Source organism: Methanomassiliicoccales archaeon (assembly GCA_026394375.1).
In the GTDB taxonomy this organism is placed as follows: Archaea; Thermoplasmatota; Thermoplasmata; order Methanomassiliicoccales; family UBA472; genus JAJRAL01.
In genome coordinates, this window is the sequence record JAPKYJ010000024.1 from 75,145 (window position 1) to 95,292 (window position 20,148).

Annotated in this window: 23 protein-coding genes and 1 tRNA gene; 17 read left to right on the forward strand and 7 right to left on the reverse strand. The window is 57.1% G+C overall.

All coding sequences use genetic code 11. The features are described 5' to 3' along the window. Window positions 1-61: 61 nt before the first annotated feature. The 3 genes from hisD (at window position 62) to NT137_06735 (ending at window position 2,458) form a co-directional block, all read left to right on the forward strand. Window positions 62-1,324 carry a histidinol dehydrogenase gene (hisD, locus tag NT137_06725; protein MCX6653028.1) on the forward strand — a complete coding sequence of 421 codons (1,263 nt, stop codon included), beginning with the start codon at window positions 62-64 and terminating at the stop codon, window positions 1,322-1,324. 50 nt (window positions 1,325-1,374) lie between these two features. Beyond that, complete coding sequence (locus NT137_06730) at window positions 1,375-2,010, forward strand: class I SAM-dependent methyltransferase (GenBank protein ID MCX6653029.1); 636 nt, start codon at window positions 1,375-1,377, stop codon at window positions 2,008-2,010. Between the two features lie 67 nt (window positions 2,011-2,077). Continuing rightward, window positions 2,078-2,458 carry a carboxymuconolactone decarboxylase family protein gene (locus NT137_06735; GenBank protein ID MCX6653030.1) on the forward strand — a complete coding sequence of 127 codons (381 nt, stop codon included), beginning with the start codon at window positions 2,078-2,080 and terminating at the stop codon, window positions 2,456-2,458. Window positions 2,459-2,467: 9 nt separating this feature from the next. On the opposite strand, the gene NT137_06740 is transcribed toward NT137_06735, so the two are convergent. Both NT137_06740 and NT137_06745 read right to left on the reverse strand, forming a co-directional pair. Continuing rightward, window positions 2,468-3,664 (reverse strand): aminotransferase class I/II-fold pyridoxal phosphate-dependent enzyme, encoded by a 1,197-nt coding sequence (locus NT137_06740; protein MCX6653031.1) that lies wholly within the window; start codon window positions 3,662-3,664, stop codon window positions 2,468-2,470. Between the two features lie 5 nt (window positions 3,665-3,669). Beyond that, a complete protein-coding gene (locus NT137_06745) occupies window positions 3,670-4,644 on the reverse strand; it encodes an NAD-dependent epimerase/dehydratase family protein (GenBank protein ID MCX6653032.1) in 975 nt (324 codons plus the stop codon). Between the two features lie 73 nt (window positions 4,645-4,717). Here NT137_06745 and NT137_06750 point away from each other — a divergent pair, with 73 nt between their 5' ends. The 8 genes from NT137_06750 to NT137_06785 all read left to right on the forward strand — a co-directional run bounded on the left by NT137_06750 (window position 4,718) and on the right by NT137_06785 (window position 10,178). Beyond that, window positions 4,718-5,128, forward strand: coding sequence for a hypothetical protein (locus NT137_06750; protein ID MCX6653033.1), 411 nt, complete (start codon window positions 4,718-4,720; stop codon window positions 5,126-5,128). Window positions 5,129-6,029: 901 nt separating this feature from the next. After that, window positions 6,030-6,821 (forward strand): ATP-binding cassette domain-containing protein, encoded by a 792-nt coding sequence (locus NT137_06755; protein ID MCX6653034.1) that lies wholly within the window; start codon window positions 6,030-6,032, stop codon window positions 6,819-6,821. A gap of 4 nt (window positions 6,822-6,825) precedes the next feature. Continuing rightward, complete coding sequence (locus tag NT137_06760) at window positions 6,826-7,623, forward strand: ABC transporter permease (GenBank protein ID MCX6653035.1); 798 nt, start codon at window positions 6,826-6,828, stop codon at window positions 7,621-7,623. 318 nt (window positions 7,624-7,941) lie between these two features. Then, a complete protein-coding gene (locus NT137_06765; protein ID MCX6653036.1) occupies window positions 7,942-8,196 on the forward strand; it encodes a GYD domain-containing protein in 255 nt (84 codons plus the stop codon). 528 nt (window positions 8,197-8,724) lie between these two features. Continuing rightward, complete coding sequence (locus NT137_06770; protein ID MCX6653037.1) at window positions 8,725-9,318, forward strand: hypothetical protein; 594 nt, start codon at window positions 8,725-8,727, stop codon at window positions 9,316-9,318. Beyond that, window positions 9,273-9,440: a hypothetical protein gene (locus tag NT137_06775; protein MCX6653038.1), complete on the forward strand. Its 168-nt coding sequence runs from the start codon at window positions 9,273-9,275 to the stop codon at window positions 9,438-9,440. The genes NT137_06770 and NT137_06775 overlap by 46 nt, the downstream gene beginning before the upstream one ends. Before the next feature lie 310 nt (window positions 9,441-9,750). Continuing rightward, window positions 9,751-9,885: a hypothetical protein gene (locus tag NT137_06780; protein MCX6653039.1), complete on the forward strand. Its 135-nt coding sequence runs from the start codon at window positions 9,751-9,753 to the stop codon at window positions 9,883-9,885. Window positions 9,886-9,965: 80 nt separating this feature from the next. Then, a complete protein-coding gene (locus NT137_06785) occupies window positions 9,966-10,178 on the forward strand; it encodes a hypothetical protein (protein MCX6653040.1) in 213 nt (70 codons plus the stop codon). A 375-nt stretch (window positions 10,179-10,553) separates the two neighbouring features. On the opposite strand, the gene NT137_06790 is transcribed toward NT137_06785, so the two are convergent. The 4 genes from NT137_06790 to purB form a co-directional block, all read right to left on the reverse strand. Beyond that, window positions 10,554-10,991, reverse strand: a complete 438-nt coding sequence (locus NT137_06790) for a transposase (protein ID MCX6653041.1) — start codon at window positions 10,989-10,991, stop codon at window positions 10,554-10,556. A gap of 35 nt (window positions 10,992-11,026) precedes the next feature. Beyond that, entirely contained in the window at window positions 11,027-11,350 is a 324-nt protein-coding gene (locus tag NT137_06795) for a hypothetical protein (protein ID MCX6653042.1), read from the reverse strand. Window positions 11,351-11,534: 184 nt separating this feature from the next. Continuing rightward, window positions 11,535-11,609 (reverse strand) — tRNA-Ala (locus NT137_06800). Between the two features lie 94 nt (window positions 11,610-11,703). Beyond that, the gene (gene purB, locus NT137_06805; GenBank protein ID MCX6653043.1) at window positions 11,704-13,059 is read right to left on the reverse strand and encodes an adenylosuccinate lyase; all 1,356 of its coding nucleotides are present in this window, start codon (window positions 13,057-13,059) and stop codon (window positions 11,704-11,706) included. 155 nt (window positions 13,060-13,214) lie between these two features. Between purB and NT137_06810 the strand changes: the two genes are divergently transcribed. The 6 genes from NT137_06810 (at window position 13,215) to trmY (ending at window position 18,904) form a co-directional block, all read left to right on the forward strand. Next, on the forward strand, window positions 13,215-14,816 hold the full coding sequence (locus NT137_06810) for a hypothetical protein (GenBank protein ID MCX6653044.1): 1,602 nt from the start codon (window positions 13,215-13,217) through the stop codon (window positions 14,814-14,816). Between the two features lie 75 nt (window positions 14,817-14,891). Continuing rightward, the gene (locus tag NT137_06815) at window positions 14,892-15,203 is read left to right on the forward strand and encodes a helix-turn-helix domain-containing protein (protein MCX6653045.1); all 312 of its coding nucleotides are present in this window, start codon (window positions 14,892-14,894) and stop codon (window positions 15,201-15,203) included. Window positions 15,204-15,313: 110 nt separating this feature from the next. Beyond that, entirely contained in the window at window positions 15,314-15,709 is a 396-nt protein-coding gene (locus tag NT137_06820; GenBank protein ID MCX6653046.1) for a winged helix-turn-helix domain-containing protein, read from the forward strand. 122 nt (window positions 15,710-15,831) lie between these two features. Further along, window positions 15,832-16,701: a phosphoserine phosphatase gene (locus tag NT137_06825; protein MCX6653047.1), complete on the forward strand. Its 870-nt coding sequence runs from the start codon at window positions 15,832-15,834 to the stop codon at window positions 16,699-16,701. A gap of 266 nt (window positions 16,702-16,967) precedes the next feature. Further along, window positions 16,968-18,308, forward strand: a complete 1,341-nt coding sequence (locus NT137_06830; protein MCX6653048.1) for a signal recognition particle protein Srp54 — start codon at window positions 16,968-16,970, stop codon at window positions 18,306-18,308. Beyond that, complete coding sequence (trmY, locus tag NT137_06835) at window positions 18,305-18,904, forward strand: tRNA (pseudouridine(54)-N(1))-methyltransferase TrmY (GenBank protein MCX6653049.1); 600 nt, start codon at window positions 18,305-18,307, stop codon at window positions 18,902-18,904. Before NT137_06830 ends, trmY begins: the two co-directional genes overlap by 4 nt. On the opposite strand, the gene NT137_06840 is transcribed toward trmY, so the two are convergent. After that, entirely contained in the window at window positions 18,901-20,085 is a 1,185-nt protein-coding gene (locus tag NT137_06840; protein MCX6653050.1) for an FprA family A-type flavoprotein, read from the reverse strand. The two genes, trmY and NT137_06840, sit on opposite strands and share 4 nt — an antisense overlap. Window positions 20,086-20,148 lie beyond the last annotated feature (63 nt).

The window sequence follows — 20,148 nt, forward strand, 5'->3', positions numbered from 1 at the left end:
CGCATTTGAACGATGGGGAGCGCCAGAAACTTAAAAGCGGGCAGCCGCGATACTGCGATGCATGTGGCGGCCGCTTGACCTGGAAGCCTGGAGCTCTAAACGTCGAGAGAATCTGGACAGCGTCAAGCCTTCCGTCTCAGAGATTATCGATTACGTTAGGAACGAAGGCGACAAAGCGCTTTTCGACCTGGCCGAGCGCTTCGATAAGGTGAAGCTGAAAGCCCTGAGAGTGGACGAAGAGCAGTTGAAGGCCGCCCGCGAAAGCATCGAGCCAGCACTTGTCAGCACCCTGCAGGAGGCAAGAAAGCGGATCGAGCGCTTCCACCGCATGCAGCTGAAGGACCAGACCTGGCTGAAGGAAGTGGAGCCGGGCGTATCCCTCGGAGTAAGGGTAACGCCTTTGGAACGGATCGGTGCCTACATACCTGGTGGCAGAGCATCGTATCCAAGCACCGCCCTGATGTGCGTGATCCCCGCCAAAGTGGCAGGAGTGAAGGAGATCGTCTGTTGCACGCCTCCCCCCGCCAACCCATTGACGTTGGCCGCCCTGGAGATCGTAGGGGCGGACGAGGTGTACCTGGTCGGGGGGGCGCAGGCGGTAGCGGCCATGGCCCTCGGAACGAAGACGATCAGGCGGGTGCAGAAGATCGTCGGTCCAGGCAACGTCTACGTCACCGCGGCCAAGATGATGCTGCGCGATCGCGTTGAGATAGATTTTCCTGCCGGTCCGAGCGAGATCGTCATCGTTGCGGATTCGAGCGCGAACCCGGAGTTCATAGCCGCCGATATCCTGGCCCAGGCGGAGCACGATCCGAGGTCCCCCTGTGCCCTGGTGACCACCGATCCCGATCTGCCGAGGAAGGTGGGAGATGCTCTGAGACGGCAGCTGAAGGGATCGAAGCGCCAGGAGATACTCCTCAAATCAATGGACAACGCCGGCTATCTGGTGATTAAAGGCATCCATGAGGCCGGGGAAGTGGTCAACCGCATCGCGCCCGAGCACTTGTCCGTTCAATGCTCCAACCCTCTGCGTTTCCTGGATGAAGTGCAGAACGCCGGCTCCATCTTCCTCGGACACTATGCGGCGGTGGCTTGTGGCGATTACGCCTCGGGCACGAACCACGTACTGCCCACCGCCGGCTTCGCCTCGCTCTACTCCGGACTGGACGTCTGGCACTTCTGCAAGCGCACGTCGGTGCAGATGATCGAGCGCGAAGGTCTGGAGGAGATCGGTGATGTGGTGGAGCGGCTTGCCAAAGCGGAAGGGCTGGAAGCTCATGCAAGATCGGTGAGTCTGCGGAGAAAGAGCAAGCAGGGCAGCTGACGGCAAAGGGTAATTGGCCGGTCGGAGCATTACCATCGGAGAGGTGTCGCTTGCCCGCTGGCGGTCAGAGCACGAAAAGCGCCTGGGAACGGCAATACGAACGCAACAAGCGCTTGTGGCGCGGTCCTGGTGAAACGGAGTTCGATCTTCCTCCGAAAGCTCTCGTGCTGGAGATTGGATGCGGTTCGGGCAAGACCCTGAGCGCCCTGGCCGGCAAGGAAGCGGAGATCGTGGCTTTGGATATTTCCCGAGCGGCCCTGAGATTTTGCGCATCGGCCAACTTTGGAGGTGCGATCCACTTCCTCGAGGCTAAGGTCGAGAGGCTGCCGTTGAGGGACGCTCGATTCGATGCTGTGATCGTTCATCACATTCTTGGTCATCTGGTCGAGAATGAAAGGAAGGAAGCGGTCGATGAGATCGCCCGAGTCTTGAAACCTGGAGGCATGGTACATGTTCGGGTCTTCTCCACTTCGGACATGCGTTATGGCAAAGGAGAGGAGATGGAAGCGAACACCTTCCGAAAGGGAACGGGGGTGTTCTGCCATTTCTTCTCCGAGCTTGAGCTGAAGGAGCTTTTCTCAGGATTTGAAACGATGGGCGTGAAAAAGGTCGAGGCATCGAAGCGATTTGAAGGAGCGGAACAACGAAGAAGCGAGATCGTCGCCGCCTATCGCTCTGCTCGGTGAACGCCCGCGATGACCGAAACGCATCTAAACCTAGAAGACCGATTACGCCGCAGAAGAGGTGGGCGAGTTGTCCAAACCCAGGTCTGGAAAGACAGCGAGAGAAGAGAAGGAGGTCCAGCGCAGGTTGAAGGAGATCGAAAAGGTCTTCGGAGAGGTCCCATTTGTGCCCAAGATGCTCTCCGAGCACCCGGACATGTTCCTTCCTTATGCTGAAATGTCCGACCGAGTGATGCTGAACCCTCGCTTCATGGACAGGAAGTCGCTGGAGCTGGCCGCGGTGGCAGCCGGCTCCGCCTTGGCGAGCGAACATTGCCTGGCCGTGCATATCCGCCAGGCCAAGACGGATGGAGCGAGCGAAGGCGAGCTGATGGAGGCCATCATGGTGGGCGCTTTCATGGCCTCGACCCGAAGCCAATCGGTGGCGTTGCGCAAGCTGAAAGAGCTTTGAGCCGGGTTCTCAGACGATCCCCAGCTCCTTTCCCACCTTGAGGAACTTCTCGATGGCGAAGTCCACGTCCTTCCGGGCCATGGCCGCGTTCATGATGGTGCGGATGCGCGCCTTGTCCTTGGCCACCATCGGAAAGACGATCGGCAGGGCGAACACACCTTCCTGGAAGAGCCTTTCGCTCAACTTCTTGGCCACGCCGCTCTCTCCGACCATTATGGGTATGATGGGCGTTTCGCTTCGGCCCGTGTTGAAACCGAGGTCCTGCATGGCCTTCTTGAAGTAGCGCGTATGGTCCCAGAGCCTCCTGACATGCTCTGGTTCCGTCTCCAGCACGTCTACGGCCGCAATGCACGCCGCCGCCACCGCCGGAGGATGCGAACCGCTCAGCAGCCAGGTGCGCGATCTGTTGTAGGCGAAGTTCACCAGGTCTCGCGATCCTGAGATATGTCCTCCTACCACTCCGAAGGCCTTGGAGAACGTCCCCATCTCCACCTGCACCTTCTCCCGGGGAAGATGGAAGTGATGCACGATGCCCCTTCCTCCCTCACCAAGAACGCCCTCGCCATGGGCATCGTCCACGTAGAGCATGGCTCCATGTTCTTCCGCCGCCTTCGCGACCTCCGGCAGAGGCGCGATGTCCCCGTCCATGGAGAACACTCCGTCGGTGATGATCAGGATCCGTCTTGGTGCGGGCGTTTTCTTTTCCATCTCTTGCAGAACGCGGTGCAGGTCCGCCACGTCGCAGTGCTTGTAGACCGCACGCTCCGCATAGGACAGTCGAACGCCATCGATGATGCTCCCGTGGTTGAGCTCGTCGCTGATGATGATGTCCCCTTTTCCAGCAAGCTGCGGGATTAGGCCGGCGTTGGCAGCGAAGCCGGTCTGGTAGACCAGGGACGCTTCCGCTTCCTTGAACCTGGCAAGTCTTCTTTCCAGCTCGAAGTGCAGGTCCATGCTGCCGGCGATGGGACGGACGGAACCTGATCCAGCTCCGTGAGTCTTGATCGCCTCGATGGCGGCATCTTTCAGCTTCTGGTGATTGCTCAGCCCCAGATAGTTGTTGGAGCAGAACATGAGGACCTTCTTGCCGTCGACCACGCACCAAGGACTGCTCGGTCCCTGCAACTCGCGCAGCCTCCAGTCCAACTCATCTTTGACCAGGGCTTCATACTCTTCCTTCAGGAACGATGTGGGATCGCGCTTCAAATGCCTCACCTTCTCTTGTTTATCAAGCGTTTGCTGAGCCTTGTGATCATGTCCTCGGTCATCGAGCTCAGATCGTAGGATGGCTGCCAGCCCCAATCTCTCCTCGCCCCTCGGTCGTCGATGGACATGGGCCAGGAGTCAGCGATCTTCTGTCTGTGATCAGGTCTGTATTCGATCTCGAAGTCCGGGATGTGCTTCCTGACCTCAGCGGCCAGTTCGCCAGCGGTGAAGCTCGCCCCGGCCACGTTATAGCCGTCGTGGTGCTTGATCTTGTTCCGGGGAACGCCCATGATCTGCAAAGTGCAATTGATGCAATCAGGCATGTACATCAACGGGAGGATGGTGTCCTCGCGTACGAAGCATGTGTATCTTCCTTTCTGAATGGCCTCGTAGAACATCTCCACCGAGTAGTCGGTCGTGCCCCCGCCGGGCGGCGTCTCTGAGGATACGATGCCAGGATAGCGCACCGAGCGAACGTCCAGACCGTACTTGACGAAGTAGTAGTTGCAGAGAAGCTCGCCCGCCACCTTCGTCACTCCATACATTGAGGTCGGCACAAGCACGGTATCTTGAGGCGTTTCGATGCGAGGCGAGGTCGGTCCGAAGACGGCGATGGAAGAGGGCCAGAATACCTTCTCCAGCTTGAGCTTGCGCGCCACCTCTAGGACGTTGCAGAGGGAGCTCATGTTCACTTTCCAGGCGGCCTGAGGATCTTCCTCTCCAGTGACTGAAAGGATGGCAGCGAGATGCCATATCTCAGTGATCTTCATCTCTCTCACTAGGTCGTAGATCGCCTGTTCACTGGCCAGATCCGCCTTCACCACCGGCCCCGATTCCATGACCTCTTTGCTCGGTTGGCGGGTGTGCACAACGGCTATGACATTCTCTCCACCGTATCGTTTCCTCATCTCCAGAACGAGCTCCGAACCGATCTGACCCGTGGCGCCGGTGAGCAGTATCCGCCTCCCTTGCTTGGCCATTCTCCCCCTCTTCGGAGAATGATGAGCACCGGGGGCTTATATCGCTTGGCAATGCCTCGCTCTGGCATGGCACGTGGAGCGAAAGGTATTCTTGGTGGGAGATGCCCTAGCATGGTTGACGGTGCAAATGCAGAAGTTCTCATGCAGCTGGGGATGGCTGGAGGTAGAAGGCAAGCGCCACGAGAAGGATGTTGTCGTCCACGTCGATGGCTCCGTCACCTCCAGGAACGTGGAAGTTTCGAAACCCTACTTGGGGGAGTACTTCCACATCCCGCTGTCGGAGCTTGAACTGGATTTCCTCGCGGCGGAGGATCCGGAAGTTGTGATCGTCGGTGGCGGGTACAAAGGTATGATGACCATTACTCCTAGGGCGAAGGAGATACTGGCGAGGTATGAAGTGCAGGCGGTTACGACCCCTAGAGCCATCGAGCTGATGGATATGGAGAAGCGCAGGTTCGTGGCCATTCTGCACTCAACTTGCTAGGACCATCGGATGTCCGTTCTAAGCCCTATTGCATCATAAACTGAGAAGAGCATCATTTTGAGGCGTGCTCATTCAGTCTCTTTCTACGGGTTGATTTGGCGGCCCTGCACCTTTCGTATCCCTGGCCTATTTCTTCTCCTCATCAACTTTCGCTCTAAAAATGTCTATATTCTTATTATGACCAATCGTCGGGGGACAGTCCGGCGTACGACAGCCTATGTAATCCGCGGTCTTGCCCAGCAGGCAAACGGCCATCTTCTGACACTTCATCTTCACTCGCGCTCCGTCTCTGCATGGCGATATGCATTTTCCCGGTATATGAGCAACCGCCATCTTTCGTTAACTGAATTCCGTAGGATATCGCTTTTGAGGATTGGGTTTGGCAAAGCGTAGTCGACATGATTGTGGAACTAAGAGTGGACAAGGGGAGATTCGATCGTCACCTCATCCAGACCTTCATTTATTGAAGGGGCTCAAGACAATTATTCGAGATAGGGAGGTGAGACCTTTTCTCTTGGAGGGTTCGAACCCCATCGAGCCCGCCTCTTTTAGCGCAGCCAATGGTCCACTGCACTATGATTCCCGGAAGGTGAGGTTGATGGGATTTGTGTTTCCGATCGATGTAGACGATGTCATTATGTTTTCGGAGCCAATTCCCACACTCAATTCAGTAACCATACATTTGGAGGGGCGCGGACACATGAACGTAGAGAGCATGATGACTTTGGCAATGAGCTTAGCTGTCAGGCATTTCTCGCGTTGAATGGCCAGGTGTCGTAACTATTGGAGGCCCATGAGCGAACATACCATAAAAGGGGAGGAATCGATGAGGAGAAAGGGTCGAACTAGTAATAAGGAGATAGATATTCTTCCTCCGACCCCGAGGATAGGCGATTGAGACATGGCTGTAATCGAAGCCAAGGCACTGACGAAGAAATTCGGCAAGTTCGTGGCTGTCGATAGCCTCAGTCTCACGGTCGAAGAAGGGGAGATATTTGGACTACTTGGTCCGAACGGAGCAGGGAAGACCACCACCATAAAGATGCTCACTACCTTGCTGATTCCGACCTCTGGACGAGCCATTGTGGCGGGGTTCGATGTTGTGAAGAGGCCAGAGGAGGTGCAAGCCATCATCGGCTATGTCCCCCAACTTCTATCTGCCGAAGGTTCAATAACCGGGTACGAGAACCTGCTCATTTTCGCGAAGCTTTACGATGTTCCGAAGGCGGAGCGCCAGGAACGCGTGCGGCATGCTCTCCAGATAATGGGGTTGACCGATGCAGCGGACAAGTTGGTCCGCCAATACTCGGGTGGAATGGTTCGCAGGTTGGAGATCGCTCAATCCGCTCTCCACAAGCCGAAGGTGATGTTCATGGACGAGCCGACGGTGGGGCTCGACCCATTGGCAAGAAGGACCGTATGGGAACTGGTTAGGGAGCTGAGAAGGGAGAGCAACGCCACCATCGTGCTCACCACGCATATCATGGAGGAGGCGCAGAGCCTGTGCGACCGCGTAGGCATCATGCACAGAGGGAAGCTGGTGGCAATAGGCACGCCCGATGAATTGATTGCATCCACGGGAGAAAAGGATCTGGATGAGGTTTTCATCCATTTCACCGGTGACATGATCGAAGAGTCGGGCAACCTGCGGCAGATCGAGGCCGAACGCAAAACCGCCAGGAGACTGGGGTGATCGAGTGGCTCCGCGGACCCCACTGGAGACGGCAATCAGGTTCTTCACCAAATCCGGGGTGATCGCTGAGCTGGAGATCAGGAAGCTGGCTCATGATCCTACGGAACTTCTGACCAGGGCGGTACAGCCAGTCCTCTGGCTCCTGGTCTTCGGCACGGTCTTCACCCAAGCTCGGATCATTCCGACTGGCAACCTGCCCTACATTGATTTTATGACACCAGGCGTCTTGGCGCAAAGCGTTCTCTTCATCTCCATTTTCTATGGGCTGTCGATCATATGGGAGCGCGACCTCGGAATTGTGCAGAAGTTCCTCACCAGTCCTACACCCAGGACCGCCCTCGTCACCGGCAAGGCGCTTTCCGCCGGAGTAAGGGGGCTGGCCCAGGGGGTTATCATCTATCTTCTGGCCATTGGCATAGGGGTGAAGGTGAACCTCGATCCACTTTCGATCCTTGTGGTGATTGCCCTCATCCTGCTAGGCGCAGCGATTTTCTCCACCCTATCGCTCATCATCGCGTGCCTGGTCAAAACCCGGGAGAGATTCATGGGTATCGGTCAGATGATCACCATGCCCCTATTCCTGGCAAGCAATGCCATCTACCCCATCTCGCTGATGCCGGATTGGCTCAGGGTCATCGCCCATGGCAACCCACTAACCTACCAGGTCGATGCCATGCGCGGACTGATGATAGTCGGAGGCGTTAGCGAGTACGGCGTGCTGTTCGACCTTGCGCTTCTATTCGTGATCGCCGCGGTGCTCATTTGGATTGGAGGTAAACTCTATGCAAGGGTGGCCAGGTGACAAGGGGGAGGGCATCACTTCGAGGCAATATGGCTTCTTCTATGGCCTGTCATGAAGAAGAACAATTGCACCACGTTCTTGCCTTCTGCCTTACTCTGCAATATGGCAGCCTTTACCTTTTCCTCGTCCCACTTACGAGGGGGCATCTTAGCAATGATTAGACGTGGTCGGGGATGTTAAGGTTGCTCCGCCTTCAACTTGTCCACGTTCATACTCTGCCTCTTGCTGCGAGAATCGGTTACCGATATGTTTATATCATAAAGTATTTCAATCACCACAGCCCAAGATAGTCTTGGGGGTGAATACCTGATTTTCATAATGTTGGTTAAGAACAAGGAGAAACCCTCCAAACAAATGATCGCCAATACGGACAAATTAAAGGAAAAACTGTCGAAGGAGGGCATCAAGGTCCTCAGCCATTATTGGACGCTTGGAAGGTACGACGATGTCGCGATTATCGAAGCCCCTGATGAGAAAGCAATGCTGAAAGTGGGACTTGCATTGGCGGGCACCGTCGCGACCGAGACTCTTGTTGCCATTCCGAGAAAAGAAGCGATCAAGCTCCTCGGTTGAAACCATTTCCCTTCCTTTCCTTATCACAGACCAATCGGGATGCGGTGAGGTTCGGGGCTCAGAGTCCTAATTGGCTCGATGACGAGAAAAATGGACAAGGGGGGATTCGAATATCCTCCGAGCCAGATGTTCATTTCCTGAAGGGAATCAAAATGGAAATTCGAGTCTAAGGACGGAAAACCCTTTACTTCTTCTTTATTCACTAGACTTCATACTTCTTGATCCATCTGGCACTCTTCATTCGATGTCTAGCATCAGAATACTAGAGGTACTAGAGCTGATCATCCAGCATTACAACCCATGTCTAGTAGTGAGAACTAGACTTGAGAAGGACCGTGAACTGTCGTAATCTAGGGGAGAACATGACAAACGAAGCTGAAATGTGGCGATGTCCGCTTCGTAATCGCCTGCCCCGACCGGCACGAAAAGCACCTGGTCCACCAGGTCTGCCATCGTCTCCAATGCCCGACCTGCTACCAGGACGCGTCCGGCAGGTCGGCCCATCGCATCGAGGAACGCCTGAAAGGGTTGCGCAACGCCTACGGGCGGAATGGCGTCCGCCTGGGCAAGCCGAAGCACATTGTTTTCTCGCCGCCCCAGGAGGACTGGCCTGTGGAAAAGCTGGCCATGGATGGTGGCCGCGGCCTACGCGAGGAGCTCTACCGTCTCCTCCGCGGATACGCCAAGGACCGCGTCTATGGCGGTGCAGCCATCCTCCATGATGAACGCCGCAAGCATCTGGACGACACCAATTGCGATACCAGGTGGTGCCGCCGGCGGCATAAGTGGGTGTGGGGGCCGCACATCCACTTCATCGGCTACGGGTTCTTCGAGAACTCCGCTCTGGTCTACGCCGAGACCGGCTGGGTCTACAAACGAATCGAGGATGACGGCGAACGGGACATCTTCGGCACCGCCAAGTACCAGCTCACCCACGCCGCCCTGTTCGTGGGTGCCGACGGCGAGCAGGTCGGCACCGCTTACCAGTTCGTCGGTACCATGGCGAACTGCAAGGGGGTCGGAAGGTGTTGGAGAAGTGGCAGGAGCCAGTGCCCTGCGGCACCTGCAAGAAGGAAATGCATGAGTATGGCGCCTTGGCCGGCGGGGGCGAGCCAGACCTGACCGACGACCGTGGCGAGCATCTGGTCTGGCGGGTCGAGGTCGAGTGGTACATCAACGGACGGACCAGGGTGTTCGTTCAGAAGCTGCTCGCTGAGTGGCTTGAGGACGACGGGGGCGGCTGATGGGAGAAAGCGCGCCGGCCCGCAAGCTATCCTCTCGCAGGGCGGGCCTGCGATCGCTTAGGCAGGCCCGCCGAGGCCACCTAGAAGGTCTTCTAGAGGGTCTTGTAGAAGGTCTCTAGAAGGTATCCTGGAAGGTCTTGTCGGTCTCGCGCGTAGCGCGTAGGGCCTGAGTTCGAAAAGGACAAGTGAGTAAATGGCTGTTAAGAGAATCGGTGACTCATTGAAGTCCGAGGAGCGGCGGCGGCGGTATGACTTGACACTAGAATCGATACAGTTAAAATACATCTTCTGTCCGGCCTGTCACAAATCAATGTTGCGATGCAAGAAATGCCTTAACTGCGGATGGGGTACGGTCACCGTCACGCCGAAGGCGACGGAGAGCATTGCGGCCAGCGCTGGCTTCGTCTACCATGTCACTGTTGCCTACACGCTTGCTCAGACCTAGAGGGCGTGCGCTGAGAGCTGACGGAGTCGAAAGGACCGGAGGCCAAACCTCTTCCGTTCTTTCTTTGATGGTGACAGGCTGTGTGGACCTGGATTGAATGGCTGATGATGATTGGCAGTGGCCTGTTCCTGGCCGGGGCCTTCGTCGCCGTCGGCGGCAGCTCCGCCCTGTTGCCAGGCGTTGCTCTCATCGCCGGAGGGGTTCTGCTGATCCTGCTCGGAGCGTGGTCGTTCCGGAAGGCGCGGGAGAGCGGGGGAGAGAACGGGATAGTTTCTGACGGTCATCAGCGATGACACTATAGACAAAAGGGGGTGAAAAACGAAATGACAGCGGAAGTGAAGAAAGAGGAAGTGAAGAAACCGGAAGTGAAGAAAGAGGAAGTGAGCCGGTGGAAGAGGAAGTGAAAAACGAAATGAAAGTAACGAAGGCTTTGACGCTAAACCCCAGTAATCCGTAACGAAGGCTTTGACGCTAAACCCCAGTAATCCTTCCTATGAGTAATAAGAATGAAACGACTGGCTAACCATCATATCCGATGGAATAAGTAGTTTAGCGTCAGAGCCAACATTAATTCACCTTTATTTGACAGTCGTTGGCATTTCTTCCTCTACGATCTTTATCTCATCATTTGTCAGTTGATATAGTTCGTAGGCCCTGTTGCAAAAGTCTCAGGACCAGAATTCCTTTCGCATGGTCAGCTGAATTAGATTGAAGAGAGCGAGCTTGACCCGAACCTCATTTCTTCGACCGTTTTCCGACCGACATCGAAGAGGATATCCGAGCAGCGCTCCAATCATGCTGAAGACCGTCTCGGCATGTGCGCGCTTCGCGTACAGCGAAGCGAAACGGTTCGGCCAGTGATGCGCGAAGTTGACCAGCTTTTGATAGAAGTTCTTCGGCCGTTCAAAGTCACGAGCGTTCTTCCTGATGCCATGGAGCGGCGTAGCTCCATGCTGGCGAGCTGCCAGCAGGCAGTCCTCCCCGTGATAAGCGGAGTCGGCCAGACTCCGCTTCACTTGCACGTTCGAGGGCAGACCGCTCCACACCTGCCTGAACATCTGGCTGTCGTGCACGTTCGAGCGCGTGAGCTCGAACGATAGAACGATGAACTCATCGACCTCGACACGGACGACTGGGTCGTCTACGTGATCTCCCTGTTATCGGGCTTTTTCAGCTGGGGAAGTTTCCTCAACCTCGCAGGCGACCTTATGCTGAACTGGACATTCGGCTCAAAGTGGTAAGCCGGTTCGCCGGACATGGGGTTGTTCTCATTGAGGATTCGGTACGCCCTCATGAGCGTAATCCGCATCCTGACCTCGGTTCCGTCGCTTAGATTGGCGACAATCCATGGGTCGTTCTTCTGCTCCACCAATACCTCAACAGCATCCTTGATGACACCTTTCACAATTAGCTGGATGACGTCCTCAGCCGGTTCTTGCTGTTTCTCCTGGGGTTTTTCTGCCATAGGCATCGTGATATAGAATGGATGTGGCCTAAAAAGGATATCCTTTTAACGCATGATTTCCCCGCTTCACGCCAACATAGCTGGTTTCTAACAAAGGGAGGGGGGTCTATCACCCCCATCCTTTTGCTTTGCCGTTGAAGATCTCGAGAACGCGGTCGGGCAGTCTTGGCGTGAGCCAGGAAAATGGTGGACAAGGGGGGATTCGAACCCCCGGCTTCCGCCTTGCGAAGGCGGCGATCTTCCGCTGATCTACTTGCCCGTTGGCGTGGGGAATGAACGAGCGGGATATAACCTTTTGTCCGATTGGCCCTGGCTCTTGCCGTGACTCCAGTGAACCCTATGGAGAGCCATTCTTACTTTGTCTTCAATGAGGAGCGGACCCGCCTCACCACTTTCATGGTCATCTCCGGCGCCTTGCCGAGGTAAGATGCAGGGTCCATGACCTCCTCCAATTCCGCGCGCATGAAAAGCTTGGCCACCTTCTTGTCCACTAGGAGCACGTCCATCAGATGAGCGCCCTCCATCTCCGCTTTCAGAGAGGCTTTGCGCACGATGGCATGAGCATCCTGCCTTCCGAGGCCCTTACCCACCATGGCGATCATCACCGCCTCGGCCATGATCAGGCCGTTGGCGCTCTCGATGTTCTCCCTCATCTTTCCTTCGTGCACTTCCAGGCCGGAGAAGACCTCGTCCATCTTGATCAGGATGTCGTCCGTGAGCACGAACAAATGAGGCAGGATGAAACGCTCTGCGCTCGAGTTCGTGAGATCGCGCTCGTGCCACAGGTTCATATCCTCGATAGCCGGAATGGCGAATCCTCTAGCGATCCTAGCCAAGCCGCAGACGTTCTCCGAGAGCATGGGGTTGCGCTTCTGCGCCATGGTCGAGCTGCCCACCTGCTTCTCTCTGTCGAAACCCTCGGCCACCTCGTTGATCTCCGAGCGTTGCAGGTTGCGGACCTCGGTGGCGTATCTTTCGCAGGCTGAAGCGATGAGCGCAAGCAGGCATGCCAGTTCTGCATAACGATCGCGGCACACGATCTGGGTGGCCACCTCCTCCACGCCCAGGCCGAGCTGCTTCATGACATCGTCCTGCACCTTGAGGAAGTTCCGGCCAAGGGCGGCCCCGGTGCCCACTGCTCCGGACATCTTGCCCACGCACGCCCGCTTCCTGACCTCCTTCAGACGCTCCTGGAAACGCAGCATCTCCGCCACATAGCCGGCGATCTTGAAGCCGAAGGTCGTGGGGATGGCGAATTGGCCGTGGGTGCGGGCCACCATGATCGTGTTCTTGTGCCTCTCCGCCAGAGAGGCGAGGGTGAACGTGAACTGGGTCAGATCCCTCTCGATCAACGCCATCGCTCTTTTGATCTCCAGGGCCATGGCCGTGTCCACTATGTCGTTGGAGGTGGCGCCCAGATGAACATATCGTCCTGCTGGGCCGCTCTTCTCCGTGATGGCTTGGACCATGGCCATGACGTCGTGCTTGGTGTCCGCCTCGATCCTCTTCACTCGTTCCAGCGTCACCAGTTTGGAGTGGCAGACCTTGGCGATGGCCTTGGCATCTTTCAGAGGGATATCCCCTACCTTCGCAAGAGCGAGCGCCAGAGCTCCCTCCACCTTCAGTTGGGCGCGCAGGCGGCTCTCCTCGCTCAGGATGGCCTTCATCTCTTCTCGACCATAGCGGAAGTCCAGGGGACAGACGACCATAGGTTCACTGCCAAACGAATCAGGCTCTCTCGCCTTAAGTCTATCCTCTTTCCCCTCGAAGAGGGCGCCAGCACCTTTGCGACAAGGCCAACGGATGATAATGAACGAGAAAGGATTAAGAACAGTGCGGCGTCATATTCTGCCAAGGTAAGCAGATGGTTGATGATTATAGAGGGAGGACACCAGTCGAACTGCTAAACTTCTTCCGTTCGCCTGGCGGGCACTCCCTTCTCATCAAGGGAGACGCCGGCACGGGAAAGACCACCTTGGCGCTCCAGCTCATAGAGGAGCTAGCAGAGGAGATGCCGGACTACTACATGTCCATGCGAGTCTCGGATGAAGCGCTATACCGTCAATTCCCCTGGCTGGAGGAGAAGTCCCGGCGCAACAACGTGCTGCGTATGGGACGGGCGTTCCTCACCCGGACCAAGAAGACGTTCCCTAGGGACGCTCAGACGATACAAGACGAGGGCAAGCTACGGGTGGCCAAGGATCTGCTCAAAGTGCTATCCGGACCAGAGGGCAGCAAGACGGTCACACGCACGGAGCTGCTCAAGCTAGAGGGCCAGATCGAGAGCGGGGAGATAGGCAGAGAGGAAGTAGCCACATTCTCCGCCGAGGTGAGCGAGGAATCCATCGTTTTCGACGTGGGAGCGATCCTGCCGGAGCTGGAGCTTGCCTACGACCTGGTCGAGGCTAACCTGCCCAAGAGGACGTTCCTAGTAGTGGATAGCATCGACGCGCTGGCTGAGCATTATGGCATCGAACGGCAGCGCATAATGAATACCTTGCAGAAGGACCTGGTCGAGCAATCGGGCACGAACATCGCCTACGTCATGGAGACGTCGGAGAAGAGCCTCTTCGACTATCTGGGCGATGGCTTGGTGCGACTTTACAATGAACAGAGGGGCGGCAGGCGCATCCGGGAGCTGGTACTGGAGAAGCTGCGCGGCCTACGGGTGGACCGTTGGAAGTATCCTTTCACACTGCTTGATGGAAGATTGAGGGTGCTAGAGAGCTTGCAGCTGCGGATCCCGGAGGACCTGGAGAAGCATCTCCCGGTCAAGGATCCGAACGAGGAGAGCATCTCCACCGGCAACATCAGCATGGATGGCGTCCTTGGAGGCTTGCCTCGAGGCGGAGTGGTCCTGCTGGAAGTGGGCGAGGACGTCTCGCAGGAGTTCTTGAAGGCCATGGAGCACGTTCTCATCGCCGATCAACTGAGCAAGCGGCGGGGAGTGGTCTGGTTCCCGCTTTTTGCCATCAACTACGCCGTCCTGGAGAAACAGATGCGGAAGTTGGCCGGGAAGGAGGCACTCTCCAGTGGGCTACGAATCTTGGACGCGGAGGCTGACCTGGAGAGCCGCTACGATTTCGTTTCCATGGTGGAGGGGAGCGATGCCACCCAGGACCTCCGCTTCAACACCGTGCGATACGCGCTTTCCTCAGCGCAAGAGCCCTATCTATCCTTGCTCGGATTCGACTCCCTGCAGGCGACATACGGGATGGATGCGCTGACGGATGTCCTGGTGCACGTGGAGGCGATGAAGCGCAACGGTCATGTGGTCGTGATCGAAGCAACATCCTCCTCAGGAGCGCTCAAGCAGCTGGCGCACCAGGCGCAGCTTCACATCCGGTTGGAGAGCCTGGCCGGGACGGTGGTTCTGTGCGGGATCAAGCCTTATACGCAGTACTACTACCTGGACTTCGAGCGGAGCACGGGCAAGATCGCACCGGACCTCGTAGCCATGGTATGATCAGGACCTGGGTCAAGTATCAGTTTTGATAGTCCGGCGAGAAATGCTTTATCAGTCCACCTCCTAGAAGGGAACATGCCTGGGGAGCAAGCTCGGCGGACTGCGGCCAAGCTCTTGGCGGATGACTACGCCGGGCGCATTTTGTCGGCCACGTATAAAAGCCCGAGGTCCATCCAACAGCTGAGCCGTTTGTGCGACATCCCCATCGCCGTGGCGTACCGTCGAGTGGCGCTGATGGAGAGGCTCGGCCTGGTCCGATGCGTGCGGCAGGACGAATCCTACCGGGGGAAGAAGGTGAAGTACTATTCCTGCGCCGTTCGCTCCCTCGAGCTGTCGTTCAGGAACGGCGAGTTCTCGGTCAGTTTGGACCCGTTGCGACCGGAGTGAGGAGGATTCTCGGTCATCATGTATCCAGGTGGCCATTGCTAGAGGTTAAGTATTGCGGACGATGATTCTGGACGCAGAGGAGCTCCGAACCCTGACGAGGGGCGGAGGGGGTGATTACCAGGGTCGACCTATTGCGAACATCGCAGCTGCTCACGGACGAGTATTCGGTCAAGATCCTGGTGGCCACCATCCGCATCCCCAAGTGCGCTCAGGAGATCGCGGACTCGTTCGGCATACCCATCGCCGCCTGCTACCGGCGCATTCGGGACCTGGAGAAGGAAGGGCTGCTAACCTGTACGGAACGGAGGCTCTCCCGCCAGGGCAAGCGCGTTTCCTACTACATTTCAATGCTCAAATCGGCCTACGTCTTCTTCGAGAACGGCCGTCTGAAGGTCAAGTTCGAGCTCAAGACCGGGGGCGCGGACCAGTATGGCACCGACTGGCATGACATCCCGTTGGAGAACAGTGGGAAAGGGAATGAGGATGATCGAGGGAGCAAGGACTGAGCCGTTCGGCGAGCACCTGGCTTGAACGGCTTCCCACCGCATCCACCCGAAAGGGTTATAAACGGAGGTCATTATGTGGTTGCTGCTTTACTGGTGTCTTATAGGCGATTGAGCGTGAACTTATGACGGAATTGTTGGAGGAACTAGACCAAAAACGACAATTCAACAACAACGAGGCGGAGAAGCACAGACGACTTCGTGATGAATTGAACGAGCAGACGAAGCAGTGGGTACAGAAGCGGGACGAGCTGAACGCCAAAGTGCGTTCATTGGTGGAAGAGGCCGCGAAGAAGCGCGAGACCCGAGACTCCTTGAACGTGCATGTGCGCCAGGTCAAAGCCGAGCGCGACGTTTGGAACAAGAAGGTCAACGAGCTTAACGACAAGGTGGGAGAGCTCAAGAAGACTCAGCTGCCGCGGGAAGGCCCCCCTGTTTCTAAGATGAAGAAGGACCTGAAGGCGCTTGAGTTCCGACAGATGACTTCCACCCTGACGGTGGAGAAGGAAAGGGAACTGATCGAGGAGATGCAGGACCTTGACAAGCTGATAAAGGAGCGGGAGAAGCAGCTAGAAGCGAATGACTCGATCCGCTCCGTCATCAAGGAGCTCCGCGAGGCCAAAGAGAAAGCCGAGTCGAACCACCGAGCGGTGGGCGAGCTCGCTGAGAAGGCGCAGACGGAGCATGATGAGATGATCAAGCTCTACGAGCAGGCGGACGCCATGAGGAAGGAGGCGGACGAGGCTCAGGAGAAGTTCATCGAGACCAAGCTCAAAGCGGACGATGAGCACAAGAGGCACATCGACAGCATCCGCCAAGTGCATGATTTCGACAAAATCCTCACCGGTCTTAAGCAGAAGGCGCGCAAGGCACGGAAGAGGAAGGAAGAGACGCAGGCCATGAAGGAGGCTGAGGACATCTTCGACAAGTTCAAGAAGGGAGAGAAGCTCAGCACCGATGACCTCATGTCATTGCAGAGGTCTGGCTACCTATAGACGAAACCCATTACCCAAACCCTTTCCGTATCCTGATTTGAACAAATGTTGCCTATTGGCCAGCATTTGTTTTCATTCTTTAAGCTCTTTTTTCGGCAATCTTTAAATAGCTCAATATAGATAATTGGCTCGGGAAGGTCTGGGCTAGTTTTCAGAGTGCATCCCATCCCTTCTGATCAGGCTAGCCCTTCCCACCCCTTTTTTCTTATTCATTAGGAACAAAGGTTATCTATTGTCGTTGTGGTTGCCGTGGCAGGTGAACGATAGTGGTGCTTGAAGGCCTGGGGCGATCTCTGCGGGACGCGCTGAAGAAGGTCGCCAACGCCAGCAGCGTGGACGAGAAGCTGGTGAAGGAGGTCACCAAGGATATCCAGAGGGCGCTGCTGCAGGCCGATGTGAACGTGAAGCTCGTGCTCGAAATGACCAAGGAGGTCGAGCGCCGCGCGTTGACGGAAAAGCCACCGGCGGGCATGGCGGCCAGGGAGCACGTGGTGCGGATCATCTACGAGGAGCTGGTGAAGGTGTTGGGCGAGAAAAAGGCTCTGCCCCTCTCCAAACAGACCATCATGATGGTCGGTCTCTACGGCCAAGGCAAGACGACCACCTCCGGCAAGTTGGCCCGATACTTCCATAAGAAGGGATTGAAGGTCGGCCTGGTGGCCGCGGACGTGCACCGGCCGGCGGCCTATGAGCAGCTGAGGCAGATCGGGGAGCAGATCGGGGTGCCGGTCTTCGGGAACCAAGAGGAGAAGGACGCTGCCCGGATAGTGACGGAGGGCATAAGGCACTTCGAAGGCAGCGACGTCATCATAATCGATACTTCGGGACGGCACGCGCTAGAGAAAGACCTTATCGATGAGGTCAAGAAGGTGGCGGAGATCGCCAAACCGAACGAGCGCATATTGGTGCTCGATGCTTCGACCGGTCAGCAGGCCGGTCCGCAGGCCCAGGCGTTCCACGATGCGATCGGGGTGACGAGCGTGATACTCACCAAGCTCGACGGCACGGCCAAGGGCGGTGGGGCTTTGAGCGCGGTCGCCCGGACGAAGGCGCCCATCGTTTTCATCGGGGTCGGGGAGCACTTGGAGGACCTGGACCCTTTCAATCCTGAGCGCTTCATATCTCGGTTGTTAGGAATGGGCGACATCCAGACCTTGCTGGAGAAGGCCAAGGAACAGATGACCGAGGAGGAAGCCTTGGAGACGACCAAGAAGATCATGTCCGGGCGCTTCACCCTCAAGGAGATGTACGAGCAGATGGAGATGCTCACCAACATGGGACCGCTGAAGAAGCTGCTCTCCATGCTGCCCGGCATGCCGGGCATGTCTGACAAGATCGACATCGAGGAGTCGCAGAAGCGCCTCGGCACCTACCGCATCATCATGGACTCCATGACCGACGAGGAGATGGAGAACCCCCGCCTCATCAAGTCCTCCCGCGTTCTTCGCATAGCCAAGGGGGCAGGGGTGGACCCTAAGGAAGTCCGCTCCCTTCTGCACCAATACAATGACAGCAAGAAGGCGGTCAAGGGGCTCATGGGCAACCGCAAGCTCCGCCGGCAGCTGATGAAGCAGTTCGAGTCTGGGGAGATGGGGCTGAAGCCATGAGGCGCTTCGTGGTCATAGGACATCGGGCGGTGACGTCGGGCGACTTCAAACTAGACGACCTCGCCGGGGGAACGGGGCGCTTGGATGTCCTGCTCCGCTGCATCAATTCCGCTTTCTTCCTTTCCCACAACATCCGCCGAGATACGGAGATCCATCTGATATTGCAGGGACCGCCGCATCCTCCCAAGACCGTTCGCTTGGTCGGATCGGAGCTGAAGTATCTGAACCCGGACGAGCGCAGCACGGCCGCCTTGGTCCGGAACGCTTTGCTGCAGAAGGTGGCCGCGGAGGAGCGATCGTCTCCGGGCATCTACGTCTCCAACCGCTCTTATCGCGACGTGCTCTCCCTCGTCCCGAAAGGCGAGCAGATCGTGTACCTGCGCGAGGACGGGACCGATGTACGGGAGTTCCAGTTCGAGCAGGACGTGACCTTCGTCCTAGGCGACGACCAGGACCTGACGCTGGAGGAGGAGGGCATGCTGCTCAAGTACGAACCGAAGATCATCTCCCTCGGTCCGGCCTCCTACCACGCCGATCACTGCATCAGCACTGTCAACAACGAACTGGACAGACGCTGGCTGTCGAAGAGCGACTAGGTCAGAGGCCGCTCCTTGACCTTGGACGCCATGAGCTTGCCCAGCTCCGCGGCCTTCTGCAGGTCCGTTTCCATCGGCCTGCCGTTCACTTCTACCGCACCCAACAGCTCGATCTTCGTCGGACCGAGGATATCGAGGGCTTGCTTCACCGCCCCCCCACCCCAGCCGAAGGATGAGAGAACGGCGGCGTACTTCGCTGGAGGCTTGAACGCCTTAACCAAGGCTGCGGCATAGAGCCCCTGCGGATGCAACCCTCCCAGCACCGTCGGGGCGCCGAGCACGATGCCTTCGGCGTCGACCAGCTCTCCGGCGAGGGAAGCGACCTCCGACTCGGCCAAGTTGAAGACCCGGACGTCGACGCCTTGGTCCAGCATGGCCTGCACCATAGCCTCCACTAGTTGTTGAGTGGAACGCCACATGGAGACGTAGGCCACGACCACCTTGCGCACCGTCCGTCCGTTGGTCCAGTTGCGGTACAGCCCCATGATGTGTCCGGGATCGTCATGCATCGGTCCGTGGCTGGGCGCGATGAGCTTGATCTCCAGCTTATCCAGCTTATCCATGGCGTTGCGGCCGCTCTTGGCGAAGGGCATCATGATCTCACCGAAATACGTCTTCGCCAGCCAGTCGTAGTCTACTATCTCTTGGGACACGTCCCCGGCCGCGGTGTGCGCACCGAAGAAGTCGCAGGGGAAGAGAATCTTATCTTCTTCCAGGTAGGTGAACATCGTCTCCGGCCAGTGCAGGAACGGAGCATCGATGAAACGCAATGTCTTGCCACCCAGGTCGATGCGGTCGCCCTCCTTGACCACCATGACGCGGTCGACCGGGGGATGGTAGAGGGCCGTCGCCAGCTTCGCCCCCTTCTCCGTCAGCACCAGCTTGGCCCTAGGGCTCCTTTCCAGAATGAAAGGAATGGCGCTGGCGTGGTCCGGCTCGGCGTGGTTCATTATCAAGTAGTCGATCTTGTCCAAAGGGGTGAGGGTCTCCACCTTGGCCTTCAACTGCTCCTCGAAGCCCGGGTTGACGGTGTCGATGAGCGCTATTGCCTTCTCCCCTTTCACCAGATAGGAGTTGTAAGTGGTGCCGTGGGGCAGTGGTATCAGACCGTCGAAAAGCCTCCGGTCCCAATCCCTCGCTCCCACCCAATGCACGCCCTTGGCTAGTTCCCTGACCTCCATAGCTATAGCACCTGAGAGAAGCATTGGCAGCTCCAAGGATAAAAACCGTGCGGAGGTCCGAAG

Coding starts and splice junctions, on each gene's coding strand:
- NT137_06780 (MCX6653039.1), top strand. CDS start 9,751: ATGTTGCGATGCAAGAAATGCCTTAACTGCGGATGGGGTACGGTCACC.
- trmY (MCX6653049.1), top strand. CDS start 18,305: ATGAGGCGCTTCGTGGTCATAGGACATCGGGCGGTGACGTCGGGCGAC.
- NT137_06815 (MCX6653045.1), top strand. CDS start 14,892: ATGCCTGGGGAGCAAGCTCGGCGGACTGCGGCCAAGCTCTTGGCGGAT.
- purB (MCX6653043.1), bottom strand. CDS start 13,059: ATGGTCGTCTGTCCCCTGGACTTCCGCTATGGTCGAGAAGAGATGAAG.
- NT137_06755 (MCX6653034.1), top strand. CDS start 6,030: ATGGCTGTAATCGAAGCCAAGGCACTGACGAAGAAATTCGGCAAGTTC.
- hisD (MCX6653028.1), top strand. CDS start 62: ATGTGGCGGCCGCTTGACCTGGAAGCCTGGAGCTCTAAACGTCGAGAG.
- NT137_06775 (MCX6653038.1), top strand. CDS start 9,273: ATGCATGAGTATGGCGCCTTGGCCGGCGGGGGCGAGCCAGACCTGACC.
- NT137_06810 (MCX6653044.1), top strand. CDS start 13,215: ATGGTTGATGATTATAGAGGGAGGACACCAGTCGAACTGCTAAACTTC.
- NT137_06765 (MCX6653036.1), top strand. CDS start 7,942: ATGTTGGTTAAGAACAAGGAGAAACCCTCCAAACAAATGATCGCCAAT.
- NT137_06745 (MCX6653032.1), bottom strand. CDS start 4,644: ATGGCCAAGCAAGGGAGGCGGATACTGCTCACCGGCGCCACGGGTCAG.
- NT137_06840 (MCX6653050.1), bottom strand. CDS start 20,085: ATGGAGGTCAGGGAACTAGCCAAGGGCGTGCATTGGGTGGGAGCGAGG.
- NT137_06795 (MCX6653042.1), bottom strand. CDS start 11,350: ATGGCAGAAAAACCCCAGGAGAAACAGCAAGAACCGGCTGAGGACGTC.
- NT137_06825 (MCX6653047.1), top strand. CDS start 15,832: ATGACGGAATTGTTGGAGGAACTAGACCAAAAACGACAATTCAACAAC.